This window comes from Streptomyces sp. NPDC107517 (assembly GCF_055582645.1).
Genome location: NZ_JBVJPM010000007.1, coordinates 1 through 17,285, shown reverse-complemented (window position 1 = coordinate 17,285; position 17,285 = coordinate 1). Strand labels below are relative to the sequence as shown.

At 70.3% G+C, this 17,285-nt stretch carries 16 protein-coding genes and 1 pseudogene; 7 read left to right on the top strand and 10 right to left on the bottom strand.

The genetic code is table 11. From position 1 onward, the window contains the following. Positions 1-67 precede the first annotated feature (67 nt). On the bottom strand, positions 68-802 hold the full coding sequence (locus tag ACZ67T_RS17985; RefSeq protein WP_469985050.1) for a TetR/AcrR family transcriptional regulator: 735 nt from the start codon (positions 800-802) through the stop codon (positions 68-70). 267 nt (positions 803-1,069) lie between these two features. Here ACZ67T_RS17985 and ACZ67T_RS17980 point away from each other — a divergent pair, with 267 nt between their 5' ends. Continuing rightward, positions 1,070-1,552, top strand: a complete 483-nt coding sequence (locus tag ACZ67T_RS17980) for a nitroreductase family deazaflavin-dependent oxidoreductase (protein ID WP_469985048.1) — start codon at positions 1,070-1,072, stop codon at positions 1,550-1,552. Here the strand turns inward: ACZ67T_RS17980 and ACZ67T_RS17975 are convergent. Next, positions 1,536-2,843 carry a geranylgeranyl reductase family protein gene (locus tag ACZ67T_RS17975; RefSeq protein WP_469985047.1) on the bottom strand — a complete coding sequence of 436 codons (1,308 nt, stop codon included), beginning with the start codon at positions 2,841-2,843 and terminating at the stop codon, positions 1,536-1,538. The two genes, ACZ67T_RS17980 and ACZ67T_RS17975, sit on opposite strands and share 17 nt — an antisense overlap. Before the next feature lie 212 nt (positions 2,844-3,055). On the opposite strand from ACZ67T_RS17975, the gene ACZ67T_RS17970 reads away from it, so the two are divergent. Both ACZ67T_RS17970 and ACZ67T_RS17965 read left to right on the top strand, forming a co-directional pair. Beyond that, entirely contained in the window at positions 3,056-4,414 is a 1,359-nt protein-coding gene (locus ACZ67T_RS17970; protein WP_469985045.1) for a M20/M25/M40 family metallo-hydrolase, read from the top strand. Positions 4,415-4,507: 93 nt separating this feature from the next. Beyond that, positions 4,508-5,240: pseudogene (locus tag ACZ67T_RS17965) on the top strand (MBL fold metallo-hydrolase). Between the two features lie 15 nt (positions 5,241-5,255). On the opposite strand, the gene ACZ67T_RS17960 reads toward ACZ67T_RS17965, so the two are convergent. Further along, on the bottom strand, positions 5,256-6,296 hold the full coding sequence (locus tag ACZ67T_RS17960; protein WP_469985043.1) for an NUDIX hydrolase: 1,041 nt from the start codon (positions 6,294-6,296) through the stop codon (positions 5,256-5,258). 148 nt (positions 6,297-6,444) lie between these two features. On the opposite strand from ACZ67T_RS17960, the gene ACZ67T_RS17955 reads away from it, so the two are divergent. Next, positions 6,445-6,675, top strand: a complete 231-nt coding sequence (locus tag ACZ67T_RS17955) for a hypothetical protein (RefSeq protein WP_469985042.1) — start codon at positions 6,445-6,447, stop codon at positions 6,673-6,675. Positions 6,676-6,736: 61 nt separating this feature from the next. Further along, a complete protein-coding gene (locus tag ACZ67T_RS17950; RefSeq protein WP_469985040.1) occupies positions 6,737-7,114 on the top strand; it encodes an anti-sigma factor antagonist in 378 nt (125 codons plus the stop codon). Positions 7,115-7,128: 14 nt separating this feature from the next. Here the strand turns inward: ACZ67T_RS17950 and ACZ67T_RS17945 are convergent, their stop codons facing one another. From ACZ67T_RS17945 to ACZ67T_RS17935, 3 genes are read right to left on the bottom strand one after another with little or no spacing between them, the layout of a single operon-like run. Next, a complete protein-coding gene (locus ACZ67T_RS17945; RefSeq protein ID WP_469985039.1) occupies positions 7,129-8,061 on the bottom strand; it encodes a carbohydrate ABC transporter permease in 933 nt (310 codons plus the stop codon). After that, entirely contained in the window at positions 8,058-8,981 is a 924-nt protein-coding gene (locus ACZ67T_RS17940; RefSeq protein WP_469985038.1) for a carbohydrate ABC transporter permease, read from the bottom strand. The genes ACZ67T_RS17945 and ACZ67T_RS17940 overlap by 4 nt, the downstream gene beginning before the upstream one ends. An 11-nt stretch (positions 8,982-8,992) precedes the next feature. Continuing rightward, on the bottom strand, positions 8,993-10,261 hold the full coding sequence (locus ACZ67T_RS17935) for an ABC transporter substrate-binding protein (RefSeq protein ID WP_469985036.1): 1,269 nt from the start codon (positions 10,259-10,261) through the stop codon (positions 8,993-8,995). Between the two features lie 267 nt (positions 10,262-10,528). Here ACZ67T_RS17935 and ACZ67T_RS17930 point away from each other — a divergent pair, with 267 nt between their 5' ends. Then, positions 10,529-12,595, top strand: a complete 2,067-nt coding sequence (locus ACZ67T_RS17930) for an NPCBM/NEW2 domain-containing protein (protein WP_469985035.1) — start codon at positions 10,529-10,531, stop codon at positions 12,593-12,595. Between the two features lie 69 nt (positions 12,596-12,664). On the opposite strand, the gene ACZ67T_RS17925 is transcribed toward ACZ67T_RS17930, so the two are convergent. Beyond that, a complete protein-coding gene (locus ACZ67T_RS17925; protein ID WP_469985034.1) occupies positions 12,665-13,612 on the bottom strand; it encodes an ROK family protein in 948 nt (315 codons plus the stop codon). Positions 13,613-13,772: 160 nt separating this feature from the next. Here ACZ67T_RS17925 and ACZ67T_RS17920 point away from each other — a divergent pair, with 160 nt between their 5' ends. After that, complete coding sequence (locus ACZ67T_RS17920; RefSeq protein WP_469985033.1) at positions 13,773-14,810, top strand: LacI family DNA-binding transcriptional regulator; 1,038 nt, start codon at positions 13,773-13,775, stop codon at positions 14,808-14,810. Positions 14,811-14,830: 20 nt separating this feature from the next. On the opposite strand, the gene ACZ67T_RS17915 is transcribed toward ACZ67T_RS17920, so the two are convergent. The 3 genes from ACZ67T_RS17915 to ACZ67T_RS17905 form a co-directional block, all read right to left on the bottom strand. Beyond that, on the bottom strand, positions 14,831-15,040 hold the full coding sequence (locus ACZ67T_RS17915; RefSeq protein WP_469985540.1) for a hypothetical protein: 210 nt from the start codon (positions 15,038-15,040) through the stop codon (positions 14,831-14,833). Positions 15,041-15,132: 92 nt separating this feature from the next. Continuing rightward, positions 15,133-16,425 carry a DUF6986 family protein gene (locus ACZ67T_RS17910; protein ID WP_100598506.1) on the bottom strand — a complete coding sequence of 431 codons (1,293 nt, stop codon included), beginning with the start codon at positions 16,423-16,425 and terminating at the stop codon, positions 15,133-15,135. 167 nt (positions 16,426-16,592) lie between these two features. Beyond that, on the bottom strand, positions 16,593-17,285 hold a 693-nt coding region (locus ACZ67T_RS17905), incomplete at its 5' end, for an electron transfer flavoprotein subunit alpha/FixB family protein (protein ID WP_469985031.1).

Sequence of the window (17,285 nt, the reverse complement as noted above, 5' to 3'; positions counted from 1 at the left end):
CGCGACGCAGTCCGGGCGGCGCGTGTCACGCCCGGGGCAGCGGGTTTCGCAACCGGGCGAAGGCATGTCATTCCCGGGGCAGCACCAGGCCCACACCGTGGGCGAGCTGTGTCGCGGCGTGCGTGAAGAAGGTGGCGCGGTCCTCCACGACCCGGTTGAACTGGCCGAACAGCTCGAAGCCGATCAGGCCGAACAGCTGGGCCCAGGCGGCGACGAGCGCGGCCACCACGGCGGGCGGCAGGTCGGGGGCCAGGTCGGCGGCGAGCCGCTCGGCCTCGGGCCGCAGCTCCCCGGGCAGCGGCGGCTCCGCGATCCCGCGGCCCTGACAGGCGTCGCGGACGATGCCGAAGAACAACAGCCCGACGCGCGACGCCGCCGGGACGGTCGTCATCGGCGCGGTGTATCCGGGCACGGGCGAGCCGAAGATGAGCGCGTACTCGTGCGGGTGGGCGAGCGCCCAGGCGCGGACGGCTTCGCTGACGGTGACCCAGCGGCGCACCGGAGAGGCCGCTCCCGCCTTGCTCCCGGCGCTCTTCGCCGCCTTCTCGAGCAGGGCGGCGTCCGCCTGCTCGGCCGCCTCGCCGATGGAGTCGTACGCGTCGATGATGAGCGCCGTCAGGAGGTCGTCGCGGCTGGGGAAGTAGCGGTAGAGCGCCGAGGAGACCATGCCCAGCTCGCGGGCGACGGCGCGCAGGGACAGCTTGGCGGCGCCCTCGGCCGCGAGCTGTCTGCGGGCCTCGTCCTTGATGGCGGCGGTGACTTCTTCCCGTGCCCTGGCCCTGGCTCCTCGTGCGGTGCTCATACGGGCAGTGTCCCACGAGTGTGGAGCAGTGCACACGTTCCGGATCGATGCACTCGTTATGGATCGGTGCACTCACTTGGGAGCGGTGCGCTCAGCGGCGAGCGGCGCGGACAGCGGTCACGGCGAACAGGAAAGAGAGCACTGCTCTTGCTTTGGATCACCGATCTCGTGCACACTGATCTCAAGCGAGAGCAGTGCTCTCGCAATCGAGATCGAGACCGAATCCAGCGGCGCCCGCATCGCGCCACCTACACCCAGGAGAACCTCATGACCGCGAACGCCCAGTCCGGCTCGTCCTCCTCCCCCAGCCCCTACTACCTGAAGGGCAGCCGCCTCAACGTCCGGCTGAACGGCGTGATCGGCTGGCTCGCGCGTCACGGCGTCAGCCTGATGGGGTCCGCCGAGCTCTCCGTACGCGGCCGCAAGAGCGGTCAGATGCAGCGCGTCCCGGTCAACCCGCACACGTACCAGGAGGCGCAGTACATCGTCTCGGCCCGCGGGCACTCCCAGTGGGTGCGCAACATGCGCGTCGCCGGGAACGGCGAGCTGCGCGTCGGGCGCAAGGTCCGCACGTTCACCGCGACCGAGGTGCCCGACAGCGAGAAGCTGCCGATCCTGCGCAGCTACCTGGAGAAGTGGGGCTGGGAGGTCAACCAGTACTTCCAGGGCGTCACCGCCAAGTCGACCGACGACGAGCTGACCGCGGCGGCGCCGGACCACCCGGTCTTCCGCATCACGATCGAGAAGTAGCCTCCGGATCACCGGCGGCCGACGGCGCGGCCGAGGAAGCGACCGCCGTTGCCGGCCGGTCCAGACGGCTCAGCACGCGACCCGCGATCGGATACGTCCTGACGATCTCGCCGAGCGTCGTCGACCCGCGGGTGATGCGGGCGAACGCCTTCCACGCGGGGCGGAACCCGGTGATCGCCGCATGCAGCACCCCGGGCCTGCGCTCGAAGACCGTCAGCATCCGCCTGCCGACGCTCATCTCGACGCCGAGCCCCGCCTTGACCGCGAACGCGTAGTTCAGCGCCTGCCGGCGCGCGTCCACCGCGTCGTGCGCCTCGGAGACGCGGACCGCCCACTCCCCCGCGAGACGACCGGAGCGCAGAGCGAACGAGATGCCCTCGCGGGTCCACGGTTCGAGAAGTCCCGCCGCGTCCCCGCACACGAGTACGCGACCGCGCGAGAGCGGTGAGTCGTCGGCGCGGCAACGCGTCAGATGGCCGGAGGAGACCGACGGTTCGAAGCCGGCGAGGCCGAGCCGGGCGATGAAGTCCTCCAAGTACCGCTTCGTGGCGGCGCCCTCGCCCCGCGCCGAGATCACGCCGACGGTCAGGGTGTCCCCCTTGGGGAAGACCCAGCCGTAACTCCCGGGCATCGGGCCCCAGTCGATGAGGACGCGGCCCTTCCAGTCCTCGGCGACCGTCTCGGGAACGGGGATCTCCGCCTCGAGGCCGAGGTCGACCTGGTCCAGCTTCACCCCGACATGAGCCCCTATGCGGCTGGCACTGCCGTCCGCCCCGACCACGGCACGGGCCAGGATCGTCTCGCCGTCCTGGAGGATCACGGCGACCGTGCGACGGTCGGGCACGGCCGAGCCGTGCTGCTCGACCCGCGAGACCGTCGTCCCCGTGCGCAGTTCGGCGCCCACCTTCTGGGCGTGCTCGACGAGCTGGTGGTCGAAGTCGGCGCGGTTCACCAGGCCGAAGAGCATGTGGCGGGAGCGCCGGGTGCGGGTGAACTTCCCGTCGAGGGAGAACGTCACCGCGTCGATCCGGTCCCGGAACGGCAGCTCGAATCCCGGCGGCAGCGCGTCCCTGGAAGGGCCGATGATGCCGCCGCCGCACGTCTTGTACCGGGGCAGTTCCGCCTTCTCCAGAAGGAGGACGCTGCGTCCGGCGACCGCTGCCGCGTAGGCGGCAGAGGCGCCGGCGGGACCGGCGCCCACCACGACGACGTCCCACACCTGCCCGCCGCCACCGGCGTCCGCCGCGTGCTCGCCCGTTCCGTTGCCGTCCGCCGAGTTCTCGCTGCTCACGATGGTCTACTGCTCCCGATCCAGCCGCCTGCCGCACCTTTCCCAGGCATCCTACGGCGGTGCCCTGCCGACCCCCTGTGGGAGGATCGGCGCCGCATGCCCTGTGCACGAAACGCTCACGCACACCAGCCGACGGCGGACCCGCACGGACGCGTGCGAAAAGCCGCATACGTATACACACGTGCAACGTCGCACCTACGAGGAGCGTTCCCATGTCACCGAATCCGATCGCCGAGACCGTCGCCTCGCTCATGCCCGGAGCCCGGACCGAGCTCGCCGAACTGGTGGCGTTCAAATCGGTGGCGGACTTCGACCAGTTCCCGAAGAGCGAGAGCGAGGGCGCCGCGAACTGGGTGGCGGACGCGCTGCGCGCCGAGGGCTTCCAGGACGTCGCGCTGCTCGACACCCCGGACGGGACGCAGTCGGTCTACGGCTTCCTGCCGGGCCCCGAGGGCGCGCCGACCGTTCTCCTGTACGCGCACTACGACGTGCAGCCGCCGCTGGACGAGTCGGCGTGGGTCACGCCGCCGTTCGAGCTGACGGAGCGCGAGGACGGCCGCTGGTACGGGCGCGGCGCCGCGGACTGCAAGGGCGGGGTCCTGATGCACCTGCTCGCGGTGCGGGCACTCAAGGCCAACGGCGGTGTCCCGGTGAACATCAAGGTGATCGCCGAGGGTTCCGAGGAGCAGGGCACGGGCGGTCTCGAGCGGTACGCCGAGCAGCACCCTGAGCTGCTGAAGGCCGACACGATCGTCATCGGTGACGCGGGCAACTTCCGGGTCGGCCTGCCGACGGCCACATCGACGCTGCGCGGCATGACACTCGTCCGGGTCCGGGTCGACACGCTCGGGGGCAACCTGCACTCGGGGCAGTTCGGCGGCGCCGCCCCGGACGCGCTCGCGGCGCTGGTGCGGATCCTCGACTCACTGCGCGCGGAGGACGGCTCGACGACGGTCGACGGTCTCGCGGCCGACGCCGCGTGGGACGGCCTCCAGTACGACGACGGCCAGTTCCGCAAGGACGCCAAGGTCATCGACGGCGTCGAGCTGATCGGTTCGGGCACGGTCGCCGACCGCATCTGGGCCCGCCCCGCCGTCACCGTCCTCGGCATCGACTGCCCGCCGGTCGTCGGCGCGACGCCGTCCGTGCAGGCCGGGGCGCGCGCCCTGATCAGCCTGCGGGTGCCGCCGGGCACGGACGCCGCGGAAGCGACGAAGCTCCTCGTCGCGCACATCGAGTCGCACACCCCGTGGGGCGCCCGCGTCCAGGTCGAGCAGATCGGGCAGGGCCAGGCGTTCCGCGCGAACACCGCCAGCCCGGCGTACGCGGCGATGACGGAGGCGATGAGCGTCGCGTACGACGGTCAGGAGATGCAGTACGCGGGCCAGGGCGGCTCGATCCCGCTGTGCAACACGCTGGCGTCGCTGTACCCGGAGGCGGAGATCCTGCTGATCGGCCTGAGCGAGCCCGAGGCGCAGATCCACGCGGTGAACGAGAGCGTGTCGCCGCAGGAGCTGGAACGCCTCTCGGTCGCCGAGGCCCTGTTCCTCCAGAACTACGCCGCGATCTGAGCCGCGCGGTCGTCACCTACGCCCCGGGCGGAACTCTTCTGCCCGGGGCGTAGCCATGTCCCGGGGACAGCCGCCGGTGCCTACGGTCGGCGCATGAGTGTCTACGCCGTCACCGATGTGATCGAGGTCGTCCCCCGCCTGCACCTGTTGCGCTTCCCGGTGGGGCAGGCCTATCTGTGGACCGACGGGGACGAGTTGACGCTGGTGGACGCGGGGGCCGCCGGCGCCGGGGCGTCGATCGCGCGTACGCGCGCTGGGCAGGCATCCGCGCGACGTGCGCCGTATCGTCCTGACGCACTTCCACGAGGACCACGCGGGCGGCGCGGGTGAGTTCGCGGCGCTCAGCGGGGCCGATGTGTGGGCTCACCCGCTGGACGCGCCGTTCGTGCGCGGCGAACGGCCCGGCCCCGCCCCTCAGTTCGAGGACTGGGAGCGACCTCTCCACGAGCAGGCCCTGAAGCTGCTCCCGCCACCTCCGGAGGACCCCGTACTCCCGCGTGAAGTAAGGGAGTTGACCGACGGTGACGTGATCGACTTCGGCGGTGGCGCCCGCGTCGTCGCGGTGCCCGGGCACACGGACGGCAGCATCGCGCTCCATCTGCCCCACCACGGTGTGCTGTTCACGGGAGACGCCGTGGCCGCCTCTCCACTGGACGGTCAGGTCATGCTGGGCGTCTTCAACCTCGACAGCCGCCGGTCCGTCGAGTCCTTCCGCACCCTGGCCTCGCTCGACTCCGACGTGGCGTGCTTCGGGCACGGCGACCCCGTGACGAGCGGGTCGGCGGCGGCCTTGCGCGCGGTGGCCGCGCGCCTGGACGCCGCGTAGCCACCCGGTACGGCATCAGCCCACCGGCACTCCGGCCTCCAGGTAGAGGGCGGCGCCGCGCTCGCGGGCTCGCAGCGCCCAGCGCAGGCGCTCGTACCGCACGGGAGGCAGGAGTCCGGCGGCCTCCCGCTCGGTGACGAACCGCCAGCCGCGCAGTTCCTGACCCGGAAGGATCATGCGGCGCGCCTCGGCGTCGCCGAGGCGCCCCCCGTCGAAGAGCAGCCGCAGGCCGCCGTACGCGGGTGGTGCCGGCGCCTCCCAGTCGACGACGAGCAGGCCGGGCAGCTCGGGGAGCTGGATCCCGGTCTCCTCGGCGACCTCCCGCACTCCGGCCCTGGCGGGGGCTTCCCCGGGCTCCACGACACCGCCGGGGAACTCCCAGCCCGCCTTGTACGTGGGGTCGACGAGCAGGACGCGGTCGTCCTCGTCGAAGAGCAGTACGCCCGCGGCGACGGTCTCTCCGGTGGGCGCGGGTGTCTGCACGATGTCGCAGGGCTCGACGGCGCCGGTGCGCACGGCCTCCGCGATGCGGACGGCCGCTTCGTACGTACTCAGTGCGCTGGTGTCGACGGGGTGGGCGTCGGCGGTGAGCCAGGTGGCCAGCGCCGTGCGGTAGGCCTCGATGTGGTCGTAGGACCACTGCCGGACGCGTATCTCGCCGTCGGGCGTCTCGGGAGGTATCTCGCGGCGGGCCATTCGCGCGCGCAGGATCGTTTCCGCCGGGGCCAGGAGCACATGGCGTACGGGGATCCTGCGGGCGGCGAGACCGCCGAAGATCTCGTCGCGGTACTCCTGCCTGAGCAGGGTCGCCGGGACGACGAGAACCCCGCCCACCTCGGCGAGCAGCGCGGCCGCCGTGTCGACGACGAGCCGCCGCCAGATCCGCAGGTCCTGGATGTCGGTCACCTCGGCCAGCTGCTTGGCGGGCAGCAGCCGCGCCAGTTCCCCGCCGATCACGTCGGGATCGAAGAGCGTGCTGTTCGGGATCAGCTCGATCAGTTCCCGTGCGGTGGTGGACTTCCCCGCACCGAAAGCACCGTTGATCCAGACGATCACGGTTCCCCCTCCTCTGTCGGCCCCCTGAGGCTTGCCCGCAACAGCGTGCGGCGGAAACCAGCACCTGATGGGGGCGCGCCTCGCGTACGCCTCGCGCACGTCACCGAGGTCCGCGAACGAGGCGCGAGGGCCGCTTAGGATCCGCTCCGTGGACCTTCCCGAAGAGTTGATTCGCATGCAGCACGACGCCGACGACAAGGGCCGCACCCTGGAGCACCTCGATGACGGGGAGCGCCAGGCGCAGCGGGAGGCCTGGTTCGAGGCGGCGGCCGGGGTCGAGGCCGCGGTCACGGCCTACGCACAGGAACAGGGTCTGAACCGGCACGACGTGGAGAAGACCCTGCGCCAGGCCGCCCGCCGGCCGCACTCCCAGAGCTGACTCCGGAAGGTGTACGGGAGCGCTCCCCCCTTGACGTGTGTCCGCGCGGCCGGGGGAATCCATGCGACAGGGTGAACAGCGGCGCCGCGACACGGACGCGCCCCCGGCGCCCCCCGTGGTCTACGAGACCGGTGACTGCGTCGTCGTCGAACTGCGCGGCGAGGTAGACATCGTGACGCTCCAGGACTCCGTCGCCCTGCTCGAGACGGTGGCGGCGGGCCCGGCCGCCACCGTGGTGATCGACCTGACCCGCACGACCTTCTTCGACTGCTCGGGCCTCACCCTCCTCATGCGCACCCGCCGCCGCGTGGAGTCCCGCGGCGGCCGCCTGAGGGTCGTCTGCGACCAGCCGCTGACGCTGCGCCTGCTGGAGGTGACGGGCCTGCTGCCGCTCTTCGCCCCGGCCCCGACCGTCGAAGCGGCGGCACGGCAGGACTAGAGCGGCCGGCCCGGCTATCCCTTGCTCGACCCCAGCGTGAGTCCCGCGATGAAGTGTCTCTGCAGGAGCAGGAACACCAGGATCGTGGGGAGAGCCACCAGGACCGAACCGGCGGCCAGCAAGTTGTAGTCCGTGAAGAATTGGCCGCGGAGGTTGTTGAGGGACGAGGTGATCGGGAGTTTGTCGGGGTTGGAGATGAAGATCAGGGCCCAGAGGAAGTCGTTGTAGACCCAGGTGAATTCGAGCGTGCCGAGCGCCGCGAGTGCCGGTCGGCACAGTGGCAGTGTGATGCGCCAGAACTGCGTCCACAGCCCTGCGCCGTCGACGATCGCCGCCTCCAGGATCTCCTGGGGAAGCGTCCGCATGAAGTTCGCCAGGACGAAGACACAGAATCCCAGCTGGAATCCGATGTTGACGATGATCACGGCCCAGTACGAGTCGTACATCGTCAGCGAGTCCGACATCCACCAAGGCAGCGGAATCTTCAGGAAGAGGACGTACAGCGGGGTGACGAGTACCTGGGGTGGCAGCAGGTTTCCCGCCGTGAAGAACATCAGGAGCACGATTCCGCCGCGCACCTTGATGCGGGACACCGCGAAGGCGACGAAGGAGGCGAGAAAGAGTGTGATCAGGACGGCCGGGACGGCGATGACCAGGGTGTTCTTGAAGTACTCGCCCATCCCCGAGTCGCTGAAGGCCTCACGGTAATAGTCGAAGGACAGGTGCTTGGGCAGCGAGAAGTAGCCGTGCTGCGCCGTCTCCTCGTAGGGCCGCAGCGAGGCGTAGACCGCGAGCAGGAGCGGCGCGAGGAACGCCAGCGAGACGGCCATGAGGAAGATGTGCACCCCGAACCGGCCGCGTCGGCGCGGGCGTTCACCGTGCCGGTCGCCGCCGGCCAGGGAGCGGCCCCGGGCGGCGGGGGACGTCGTACGGATGTCGGCGGTCATCGGTCGCGCGCACCTCGCAGCTCTTGGACCAGGAACGTCACGATGAATCCCAGGGAGACCGTGAGGAGGACGACCGCGATGGCCGAGCCGAAGCCGATACGGCTGGCCTCGCCGATGACGTTGTCGGTGATGAGCACGGACAGCAGCTCCAGGCCGTTGCGGCCCTTGTTCACCGCGTAGACGATGTCGAAGGCGCGCAGCGACTCGATGACGGTGATGACGCCGACGATGACATTGACGGGGCGAAGTGTCGGGAAGACGACGCGGAAAAAGGTCTGGCGGGCGTTCGCGCCGTCGATCGCCGCGGCTTCTTTCAGTGTCGGGTCGACGGATTTCAGGCCGGCGAGATAGAGGATCATCACGTATCCGGTGTGCCGCCAGCTCGCGGCCAGCATCATCATCCAGATGTTGATGTCGGAGTTGCCCAGCCAGTCGATCGGGTTCTCGTGGTTGTTGAGAACGGTGTTGACGACGCCCTGGTCGGTGCCGAGGACGAGCTGCGCCATGAATCCGACGACGGCGAGTGAGAGCACGACCGGCATGTAGAGAGTCGACTGGTAGAAGCGGCTGAAGCGCACTCCGCGGTCGATGAGTACGGCGAGGAGGAGGCCGAAGGGCGTGGCGATCAGGCCGAGAAAGGCGAGCCACAGGAGGTTGTGGCGCACGGCCGGCCAGAACGGCGGATAGTTGTCGACGAGGTTCTGGTAGTTCTTTCCGCCGACCCAGTGGATGTCGCCGATGCCGTCCCACGACGTGAAGGACAGGCCGATGGAGGCGAGCGTCGGGCCCCAGATGATGACGATGTCGAGCAGTACGGGTATTCCCAGGAGCACGACGAGAACGGCGAGGTCACGGCGGGTGAACCGCCGTGACCTCCGCCGCCCTGCGCGCCGCGCGGTGTTCAGCGCCACGGAACGCATTCCCCCACTACTCAGCTGACGGCGGACGAGAAGATTTCCTTCTTCTGCCGCTCGATCCGGTTGACGAGGCCGTCGACATCGTTCGGATTTCCGATGAAGTCCTGGAGCGCCTTGATCATCACGGTCTGCGCGAAGTCGGGCCGGGTGTCGCGGTCCATGAACTGCGATATCTGCTTCGCACCGGAGACGAGTTCGGCCGACTTCTTCTGCAGCGGGGTGTACTTGGACGTGTCGGCGCCGTCGTTCACGGCGACGTTGTTCGGGTCGCCCGCGAGATAGATGTCCTCGGCCCCGGGAGTGCCGAGATATTTGAGGAGGGCCTTGCCCGCTTCGATGTTCTTGGCCTTCTTCGCGATCAGGAACCCGTCGATGGGAGCTTCCACCGCGTCCTGCCCGTACTGGGGGTCGATCTCCGGGAACGCGAAGAAGTCGATGTCCGCGCGTTCGTTCTCCGGGAACTGCTGGCCCGGGTGCGGCATTCCGAAGACGGCCATGCCGGTCTGGCGCTTCTGCAGGCCCTGGGCGGCCTCCTCCCAGGTCCGGCCGAGCGCGCCCTTCTGGTAGTACGGCATGAGTTCGCGCCAGAGGTCGAACACCTTCTTGACCTTGGTGTCGGTCCAGGCTTCCGTGCCCGCCATGAGGCCCTTGTGGAAGTCGTATCCGTTCAGGCGCATGTTGATGTAGTCGAAGGTGCCCATCGCGGGCCAGCCGTCCTTGTCGCAGAACGCGACCGGGGTGCCGTCCTTGTGCATCTGCTTCGCCAGGGCGATGAAGTCGTCCCAGTTCTTGGGCTGTTCGTAGCCCTTCTTCTCGAAGAGGCTCTTCCGGTGGAAAACGGCCCACGGATAGTAGTAGTACGGCACGAAGTACTGCTTGCCGTCGTGTGTGGACTGGTCCTTGAGCGCCTGCGAGAAGCCCTTGAAGCCCTTCCAGACGTCGTCGACGTCCGTCAGGAGGCCCTTCTCGGCGAAGTACTGCATGCGGTAGCCGGCGAACCACATGAAGACGTCGTCCGGGGTGCCCTGGAGATAGCGCGTGATGTTCGTCTGGAACTCGTTGTGATCCGTGGTGTTGACGTCGACCTTCTTGCCGGACTTCTTCTCGTACGCCGTGAAGGCCGCCGCGAACGCCTTCTTCGGTACCGCGTCCGAGGAGTTGGACCCGACGGTGACGGTCTTCATGTCGCCGCCCGGGCCGTCCCCGCACGCCGTGAGCAGTGCCGGGAGCGTGAGCGCACCGGCGCCCACCGCCGTGCCCCGCAGGAGACCCCGACGGGACATCCGATGTCCTGCCGCGCCCCCGGGCGCGCCAGAACCGTAGAACGATGACTGTGCCATGTCCCCCTCCTGGGGCCGCAACCCAACACAACCGAACGCGAGGGTTGGATCCCACTCTCAACTCTCGAGATCGTCAAGGGTTCTGACGGGACATCGGGCAACCGTTACCGCATCTCTTCCAACAGAGTCCAACACGGCCTACCGTAAACGCGCTCCACTGACGCGAACATGACGTCACCCCACCTTTCGCGAGTACGGAGGAACGTAACGATGCGTCACCTTCCCACCCGCACCTCTCGCACCACCCGCCGAAGAATCGTCGGAGCGTTGGCCACCGGGCTGCTGTGTGCCGCGGGCGTCACGGCACCGGCCGCGGTCGCCGACCCGCCGAAATCCGGCGCGTCCCGCGCGCAGGACGCAAGCGCTCAGGAAGCCTCGCCCACGCTCGACGACGGGCTCGCGCTGACGCCTCCCATGGGCTTCAACAACTGGAACTCCACGCACTGCCGCGCCGAGTTCAACGAGGCCATGGTCAAGGGCATCGCCGACATCTTCGTGGACAAGGGCCTCAAGGACGCGGGCTATCAGTACGTCAACCTCGACGACTGCTGGGCCCTGCCGCAGCGCGACGCGAACGGCAAGCTCGTGCCGGACCCCGTGCGCTTCCCGGGCGGCATCAAGGCCGTCGCCGACTACGTCCACTCCAAGGGCCTCAAACTCGGCATCTACACGAGCGCGGGCACCAAGACGTGCAGCGACATCGGCTTCCCCGGCGGCCTCGGCCACGAGTACAGCGACGCCCAGCAGTTCGCCGACTGGGGCGTCGACTACCTCAAGTACGACAACTGCAACAACCAGGGCGTCGACGCCAAGCAGCGCTACCGCACGATGCGAGACGCCCTGAAGGCCACGGGCCGGCCCATCGTCTACAGCCTCTGCGAATGGGGTTCCAACAAGCCGTGGGAGTGGGCCGCCGACGTCGGCCATCTGTGGCGCACCACCGGTGACATCAGTGACAGCTGGGGCTCGATGCTCTCCCTGATGAAGCAGAATCTGCCGCTCGCGCAGTACGCGGGACCCGGGCACTGGAACGACCCCGACATGCTCGAGGTCGGCAACGGCGGCATGACCGCGACCGAGTACCGCACGCACTTCTCCATGTGGTCGATCATGGCCTCACCGCTGCTCATCGGCACCGATCTGCGCAAGGCCTCCGCCGAGACCCTCGACATCCTCAGCAACCGCGAAGTCATCGCCGTCGACCAGGACCCGCTGGGCAAGCAGGGCACGGTGCTCTCCTCCGAGGGCGGGCGCTGGGTCGTCGCCAAGGAGATGAAGGACGGCAGCCGCGTCGTCGCCCTCTTCAACGAGTCGGGCAGCGCGCAGCGGATCGCGACCTCGGCCGCCGCGGTCGGACTGCCGCACGCGAGCGCCTACACGCTGCGGGATCTGTGGCAGCACAAGAGCTACAACACGGCCGGTGCCATCTCGGCGACCGTGCCCGCGCACGGGACCGCACTGGTACGGGTCGCCGCCGACGACAAGTGGGCCGCGAACCCGCCCGCCGTCGAACTCGGCCTGGACGGGGCGCCGTTCGTCGAGGCAGGCAAGGCCGCCCGCCTCACGACGTCGGTCACCGACCTCGGCCGCACGCCCGCACGCCAGGTGTCCGTCGCACTGGACGGGCCCGCCGGGTGGACCGTCAGGCCGACCTCGCCGACCGGCGCCGGATCCGTACCCACGGGCAAGGCACTCACCACGTCGTGGACCGTGACCGCGCCGGCGGGGACCGCGACGGGGGCGTACGACCTGTCTCTCAAGGCCATGTACCGCTCGCCGAGCGGGGTGCGCGCCCGGAGCGCGCTGCCGCTGACCGCGCACGTCGTGGTCGCGCCGCCTGCCGGGGCCTCGTCCCTCGGCGATCTGCCGTGGCTGTCCACGACGAACGGGTACGGGCCCGTCGAGCGGAACACGAGCAACGGGGAGAGCGACGCGGGTGACGGACATCCGATCACCATCGGCGGCGTCGTGTACGGGAAGGGGCTCGGCGTGCACGCGGACAGCGCCGTCGAGTACTACACGGGCGGCTCGTGCGAGCGGGTCAGCGCGAGTGTGGGCGTCGACGACGAGAAGGGCACGAAGGGCACCGTGACGTTCGAGATCTGGGCCGACGGCAAGAAGGTGGCATCGACCGGCACCCTCACCAACGCGGACGCGGCCGAACAGCTGTCGGCCGACGTGAGCGGGGCCCAGGCGGTGCGCCTCGTGGTGACCGACGCCGGCGACGGCGTGGACTCCGATCACGCGGACTGGGGGGACGCGACGCTGTCCTGCTGACGCGTCAGTGGGTGGTGTCGGGGCAGAGCTTCCTGCCCCGACACCACCCCTTCGCACTCAGGTGACGCGTCAGAGTGCCGACACGTGCCGGTCGCGCGTGAGCGCAGCCGCTGCCGCTCCGACGAGGCCCGCGTCCGTGCCCATGCGGGCCGGGGCCACCGTGAGGCGCTGCACGAACGACAGCGTCGCGTAGTCACGCAGCGAGCGGCGCAGAGGCGCGAAGAGGACGTCTCCCGCCTTCGCCACTCCCCCGCCGATCACCGCGATGTCGATCTCCACGAGCGTGGCCGTCGCGGCGATGCCCGCGGCCAGCGCCTGGGCGGCGCGTTCGAACGAGGCGATGGCCACCGTGTCGCCCGCGCGCGCGGCCGCCGCCACCGCCGCGGCCGACACGTCGCCGTCCGCGCCGGGACGCCAGCCGCTGTCCAGCGCGCGGCGTGCGATGTTCGGCCCGCTCGCGATCCGCTCCACGCAGCCGCGCGCCCCGCACGGGCACGGGTCCCCGTCCAGGTCCACGCTGATGTGGCCGATGTGGCCCGCGTTGCCCGTGGGGCCCGGGTGCAGCTTGCCGCCGAGGATCAGACCGCCGCCGACGCCGGTGGAGACGACCATGCACAGCGCGTTGTCATGGCCTTGCGCCGCGCCCTGCCAGTGCTCGGCGGCCGCCATGGCCACGCCGTCGCCGACCAGATCGACGGGCAGGCCACCGGTGACCGCGCGGACCCGGTCCACGAGCGGGAAGTCGCGCCAGCCCGGCACGTTGACCGGGCTCACCGTGCCGGTGGAGGCGTCCACCGGACCAGCGCTCCCGATGCCCACGGCCCGCGCCCGCACCCACAGCGGCGCGGCGGTCAGCTCGCGCAGCACGTCCTCGACGGCCCGCATCACCGTGTCCCCGTCCTCCTTGGCCGGAGTCGGCCGCTGCGCGCGCAGCAGGATGCGGCCGTGGTCGTCCACCAGGGCTCCGGCGATCTTGGTGCCGCCAATGTCGAGCGCGGCGACGAGGTCGGTCTGCATCAGTGTGAGGCCCCCTGGTGAAATGGCAGGTCGGAGAATGCGATGGATAGTCTCTCCCGCATCTGACAACGTTGTCCAGGGCCTATGCTCGACGCCACATCCCCATACAGCATGATGAACCACCTGGAACCGCAGCGACGACAGGACAGGACAGCCCACCGTGGACCGCACCGCCCGCCGCCCCGACAGCCGTTACGGCAACCGCCCGACCATGAAGGACGTCGCGGCGCGCGCCGGGGTGGGACTCAAGACGGTGTCCCGCGTCGTGAACGGCGAGCCGGGGGTCACCCCCGACACCGAGCGCCGCGTCCAGGAGGCCATCGAGGCCCTGGGCTTCCGCCGCAACGACAGCGCGCGCGTCCTGCGCAAGGGCAGGACCGCGAGTATCGGCCTGGTGCTCGAAGACCTGGCCGACCCGTTCTACGGTCCCCTGAGCCGCGCCGTCGAGGAGGTCGCCCGCGCCCATGGCGCGCTGCTCATCAACGGGTCGAGCGCCGAGGACCCGGAGCGCGAGCAGGAACTCGTCCTCGCGCTCTGCGCACGCCGGGTGGACGGGCTCGTGGTGATCCCGGCCGGTGACGACCACCGCTATCTGGAGCCCGAGATCGCTGCCGGTGTCGCGACCGTGTTCGTCGACCGCCCTGCCGGGAGGATCGACGCGGACGTGGTCCTGTCCGACAGCTTCGGGGGCGCGCGTGACGGCGTCGCGCATCTGATCGCGCACGGCCACCGCCGTATCGGCTTCATCGGTGACCAGCCGCGCATCCACACCGCCGCCGAGCGTCTGCGCGGCTACCGGACCGCGATGGAGGACGCCGGGACAGTCGTCGAGGACGCGTGGATTTCGCTCGGTGTGACCGATCCGGAGCGGGTGCGGCGCGCCGCGGAGGAGATGCTCGCGGGGCCCGAGCCGGTCACGGCGATCTTCGCGGGCAACAACCGTGTGACGGTCACGGTCGTCCGCGTCCTTTCGGAGGTGACCCGCCCGGTGGCGCTGGTCGGCTTCGACGACATCGAGCTGGGCGATCTGCTGCGCCCCGGCGTGACCGTCGTCGCGCAGGACGCCGCACAGCTGGGCCGCACGGCCGCCGAGCGGCTTTTCCGGCAGCTCGACGGGCTGTCGGTGACGCCGGAGCGGATCGAGCTGCCGACCCGGCTGATCACGCGCGGATCGGGCGAACTGCCCCCGGCCGACTGACAGTTGAGGCTGCGGGCGGGTCAGCAGACAGGGAGCCCGGGGAGCGGCGCGTCGTTGTCGCCGCCCTTGATGCAGACGTCGCTGACGAAGACATCCGTGTTGCCGCTGTCGTCGTCCGTCTTCGCCCACCACACGACGCCCATGCCGCCCCGGCCGAGCTGTCCCCGCACGCGGTACCGGCCCGCGTGGAGGCGGCCGCCTCCCGCCTCTTCCCGATCCCCCGAAGACACCGCTGCCCCGTCCCTGTGACGCCTTTTTCAGTGGCGTACAGACTACGGGGCAGCGGTGACAGGGGATACGCGTTATGGGACCGGGACGACCGTCACCGTTCCTGCGCGGTCAGGTCGCCGCGGCGCGGGCCCGCGAATCCCTGGAGGCGAGCCAGGGTGAGACCGGTGATCCGGGTGACCTCGCCCGTGTCGAGGGCGCCGCAGTCCAGGCCGCGCAGCAGATAGCCGGCGAGCGCCTTGGCGGTGGCCGGCTCGTCCGCCACGTCGCCGCCCTCGTGGTGGCCGGCGTAGGCGGCCAGGCGCGCGGCGGCCGACTCGAAGCCCTCGCGGTAGAAGGCGAAGACCGCGGCGTAGCGGGTCGGGATGTGGCCCGGGTGCATGTCCCAGCCCTGGTAGTAGGCCCGGGCCAGGGCGCGGCGGGTGAGGCCGTAGTGCAGGCGCCAGGCGTCGTGGACCTTCGCGGTCGTGCCGACGGGCAGGACGTTGGTGGAGCCGTCCGAGACACGGACACCGGTACCGGCGGCGGCCACCTGCATGACGGCCTTCGCGTAGTCGGCGGCCGGGTGGTCGCTGGCCTGGTAGGCGGCGCTGACGCCGAGGCAGGCGCTGTAGTCGAAGGTGCCGTAGTGGAGTCCGGTCGCGCGGCCCTCGGCGGCGTCGATCATGCGGGCGACGGCGGCGGTGCCGTCGGCGGCGAGGATGGACTGGCTGGTCTCGATCTGGATCTCGAAGCCGAGGCGTCCCGCCTCGAGACCGTGCGCCTTCTCGAACGCCTCCAGAAGCCGGACCATGGCGGTGACCTGCTCCGGGTACGTGACCTTGGGGAGCGTGAGGACGAGCCCGTCGGGGAGGCCGCCCGCCTCCATGAGGCCGGACAGGAAGATGTCGAGGGTGCGGATGCCCCGGTCGCGTACCGGCGCCTCCATGCACTTCATGCGGATGCCCATGTACGGAGCGGCGGTGCCGTTCTTGTACGCCTCGGCGACCAGCCGGGCCGCGCGGGCGGCGTCTTGGTCCTCGTCGGCGCCCTTGTAGCCGTCCTCGAAGTCGATCCGCAGGTCCTCGACCGGCTCGCGCTCCAGCTTGGCGCGTACGCGCGTGTGGACCGCCTCGGCGAGGTCGTCGCCCAGACCGAGAACGGCGGCGAAGGAGGCGGCGTCCGGGGCGTGTTCGTCGAGCATCGCCAGGGCCTTGTCGCCCCAGGTGCGAATGGTGTCGGCGTCGAACTGCTCACCGGGGACGTACACGGTGTGGACGGGCTGCCGGGTGCCGGGGTCTCCGGGGTAGCGGCGCTCCAGCTCCGCGTCCACCGGGGCGAGGGAAGCGCTGATGCCCTCGCTGACCGCACCGGCGAGGCTCGTTGCCACCTTCTCTTGCTGACCCATTCCTGCACCCTCCACACTCTCGACGTTCCAGAGTTTCCGCTTCACGGAATCAACAATCCGTATAGCGAAGTTATCTGCGCTCGCCACCTGCGTCAATGGTCCGCCGTACGCGAACGGGGCCGCGCGGTGAAGATCACCACGCGGCCCCGTCACCGGCCCGGAGAAGCTCAGCCCTTGCGGGTGTTGATTTCCTCGGTGAGTTGGGGGACGACGTCGAAGAGGTCGCCGACGACGCCGTAGTCGACGAGGTCGAAGATCGGGGCTTCGGCGTCCTTGTTGACCGCGACGATGGTCTTCGAGGTCTGCATGCCGGCCCGGTGCTGGATCGCGCCGGAGATCCCGTTGGCGATGTAGAGCTGCGGGGAGACGGACTTGCCGGTCTGGCCGACCTGGTTGGAGTGCGGGTACCAGCCCGCGTCGACCGCGGCGCGGGAGGCACCGACGGCCGCGCCGAGGGAGTCGGCGAGGGCCTCGATGATCGCGAAGTTCTCGGCGCCGTTGACGCCGCGGCCGCCGGAGACCACGATCGCGGCCTCGGTCAGGTCCGGGCGCCCGGTCGACTCGCGCGGCGTGCGGGCGGTGACCTTGGTGCCGGTGGCCTGGCCGGAGAACGTCACGTCCAGGGCCTGGACCGTGCCGGCCGCGGGGGCCGCCTCGACCGGGGCACTGTTGGGCTTGACGGTGATGACCGGGGTGCCCTTGGCCACCCGGGTGGTGGTGGTGAAGGAGGCGGCGAACGCCGACTGGGTGGCGACCGGACCGGCCTCGCCGGCCTGCAGGTCGGTGGCGTCGGTGATGATGCCCGACCCGATCCGCACCGCCAGACGCGCGGCGATCTCCTTGCCCTCCGCGGAGGACGG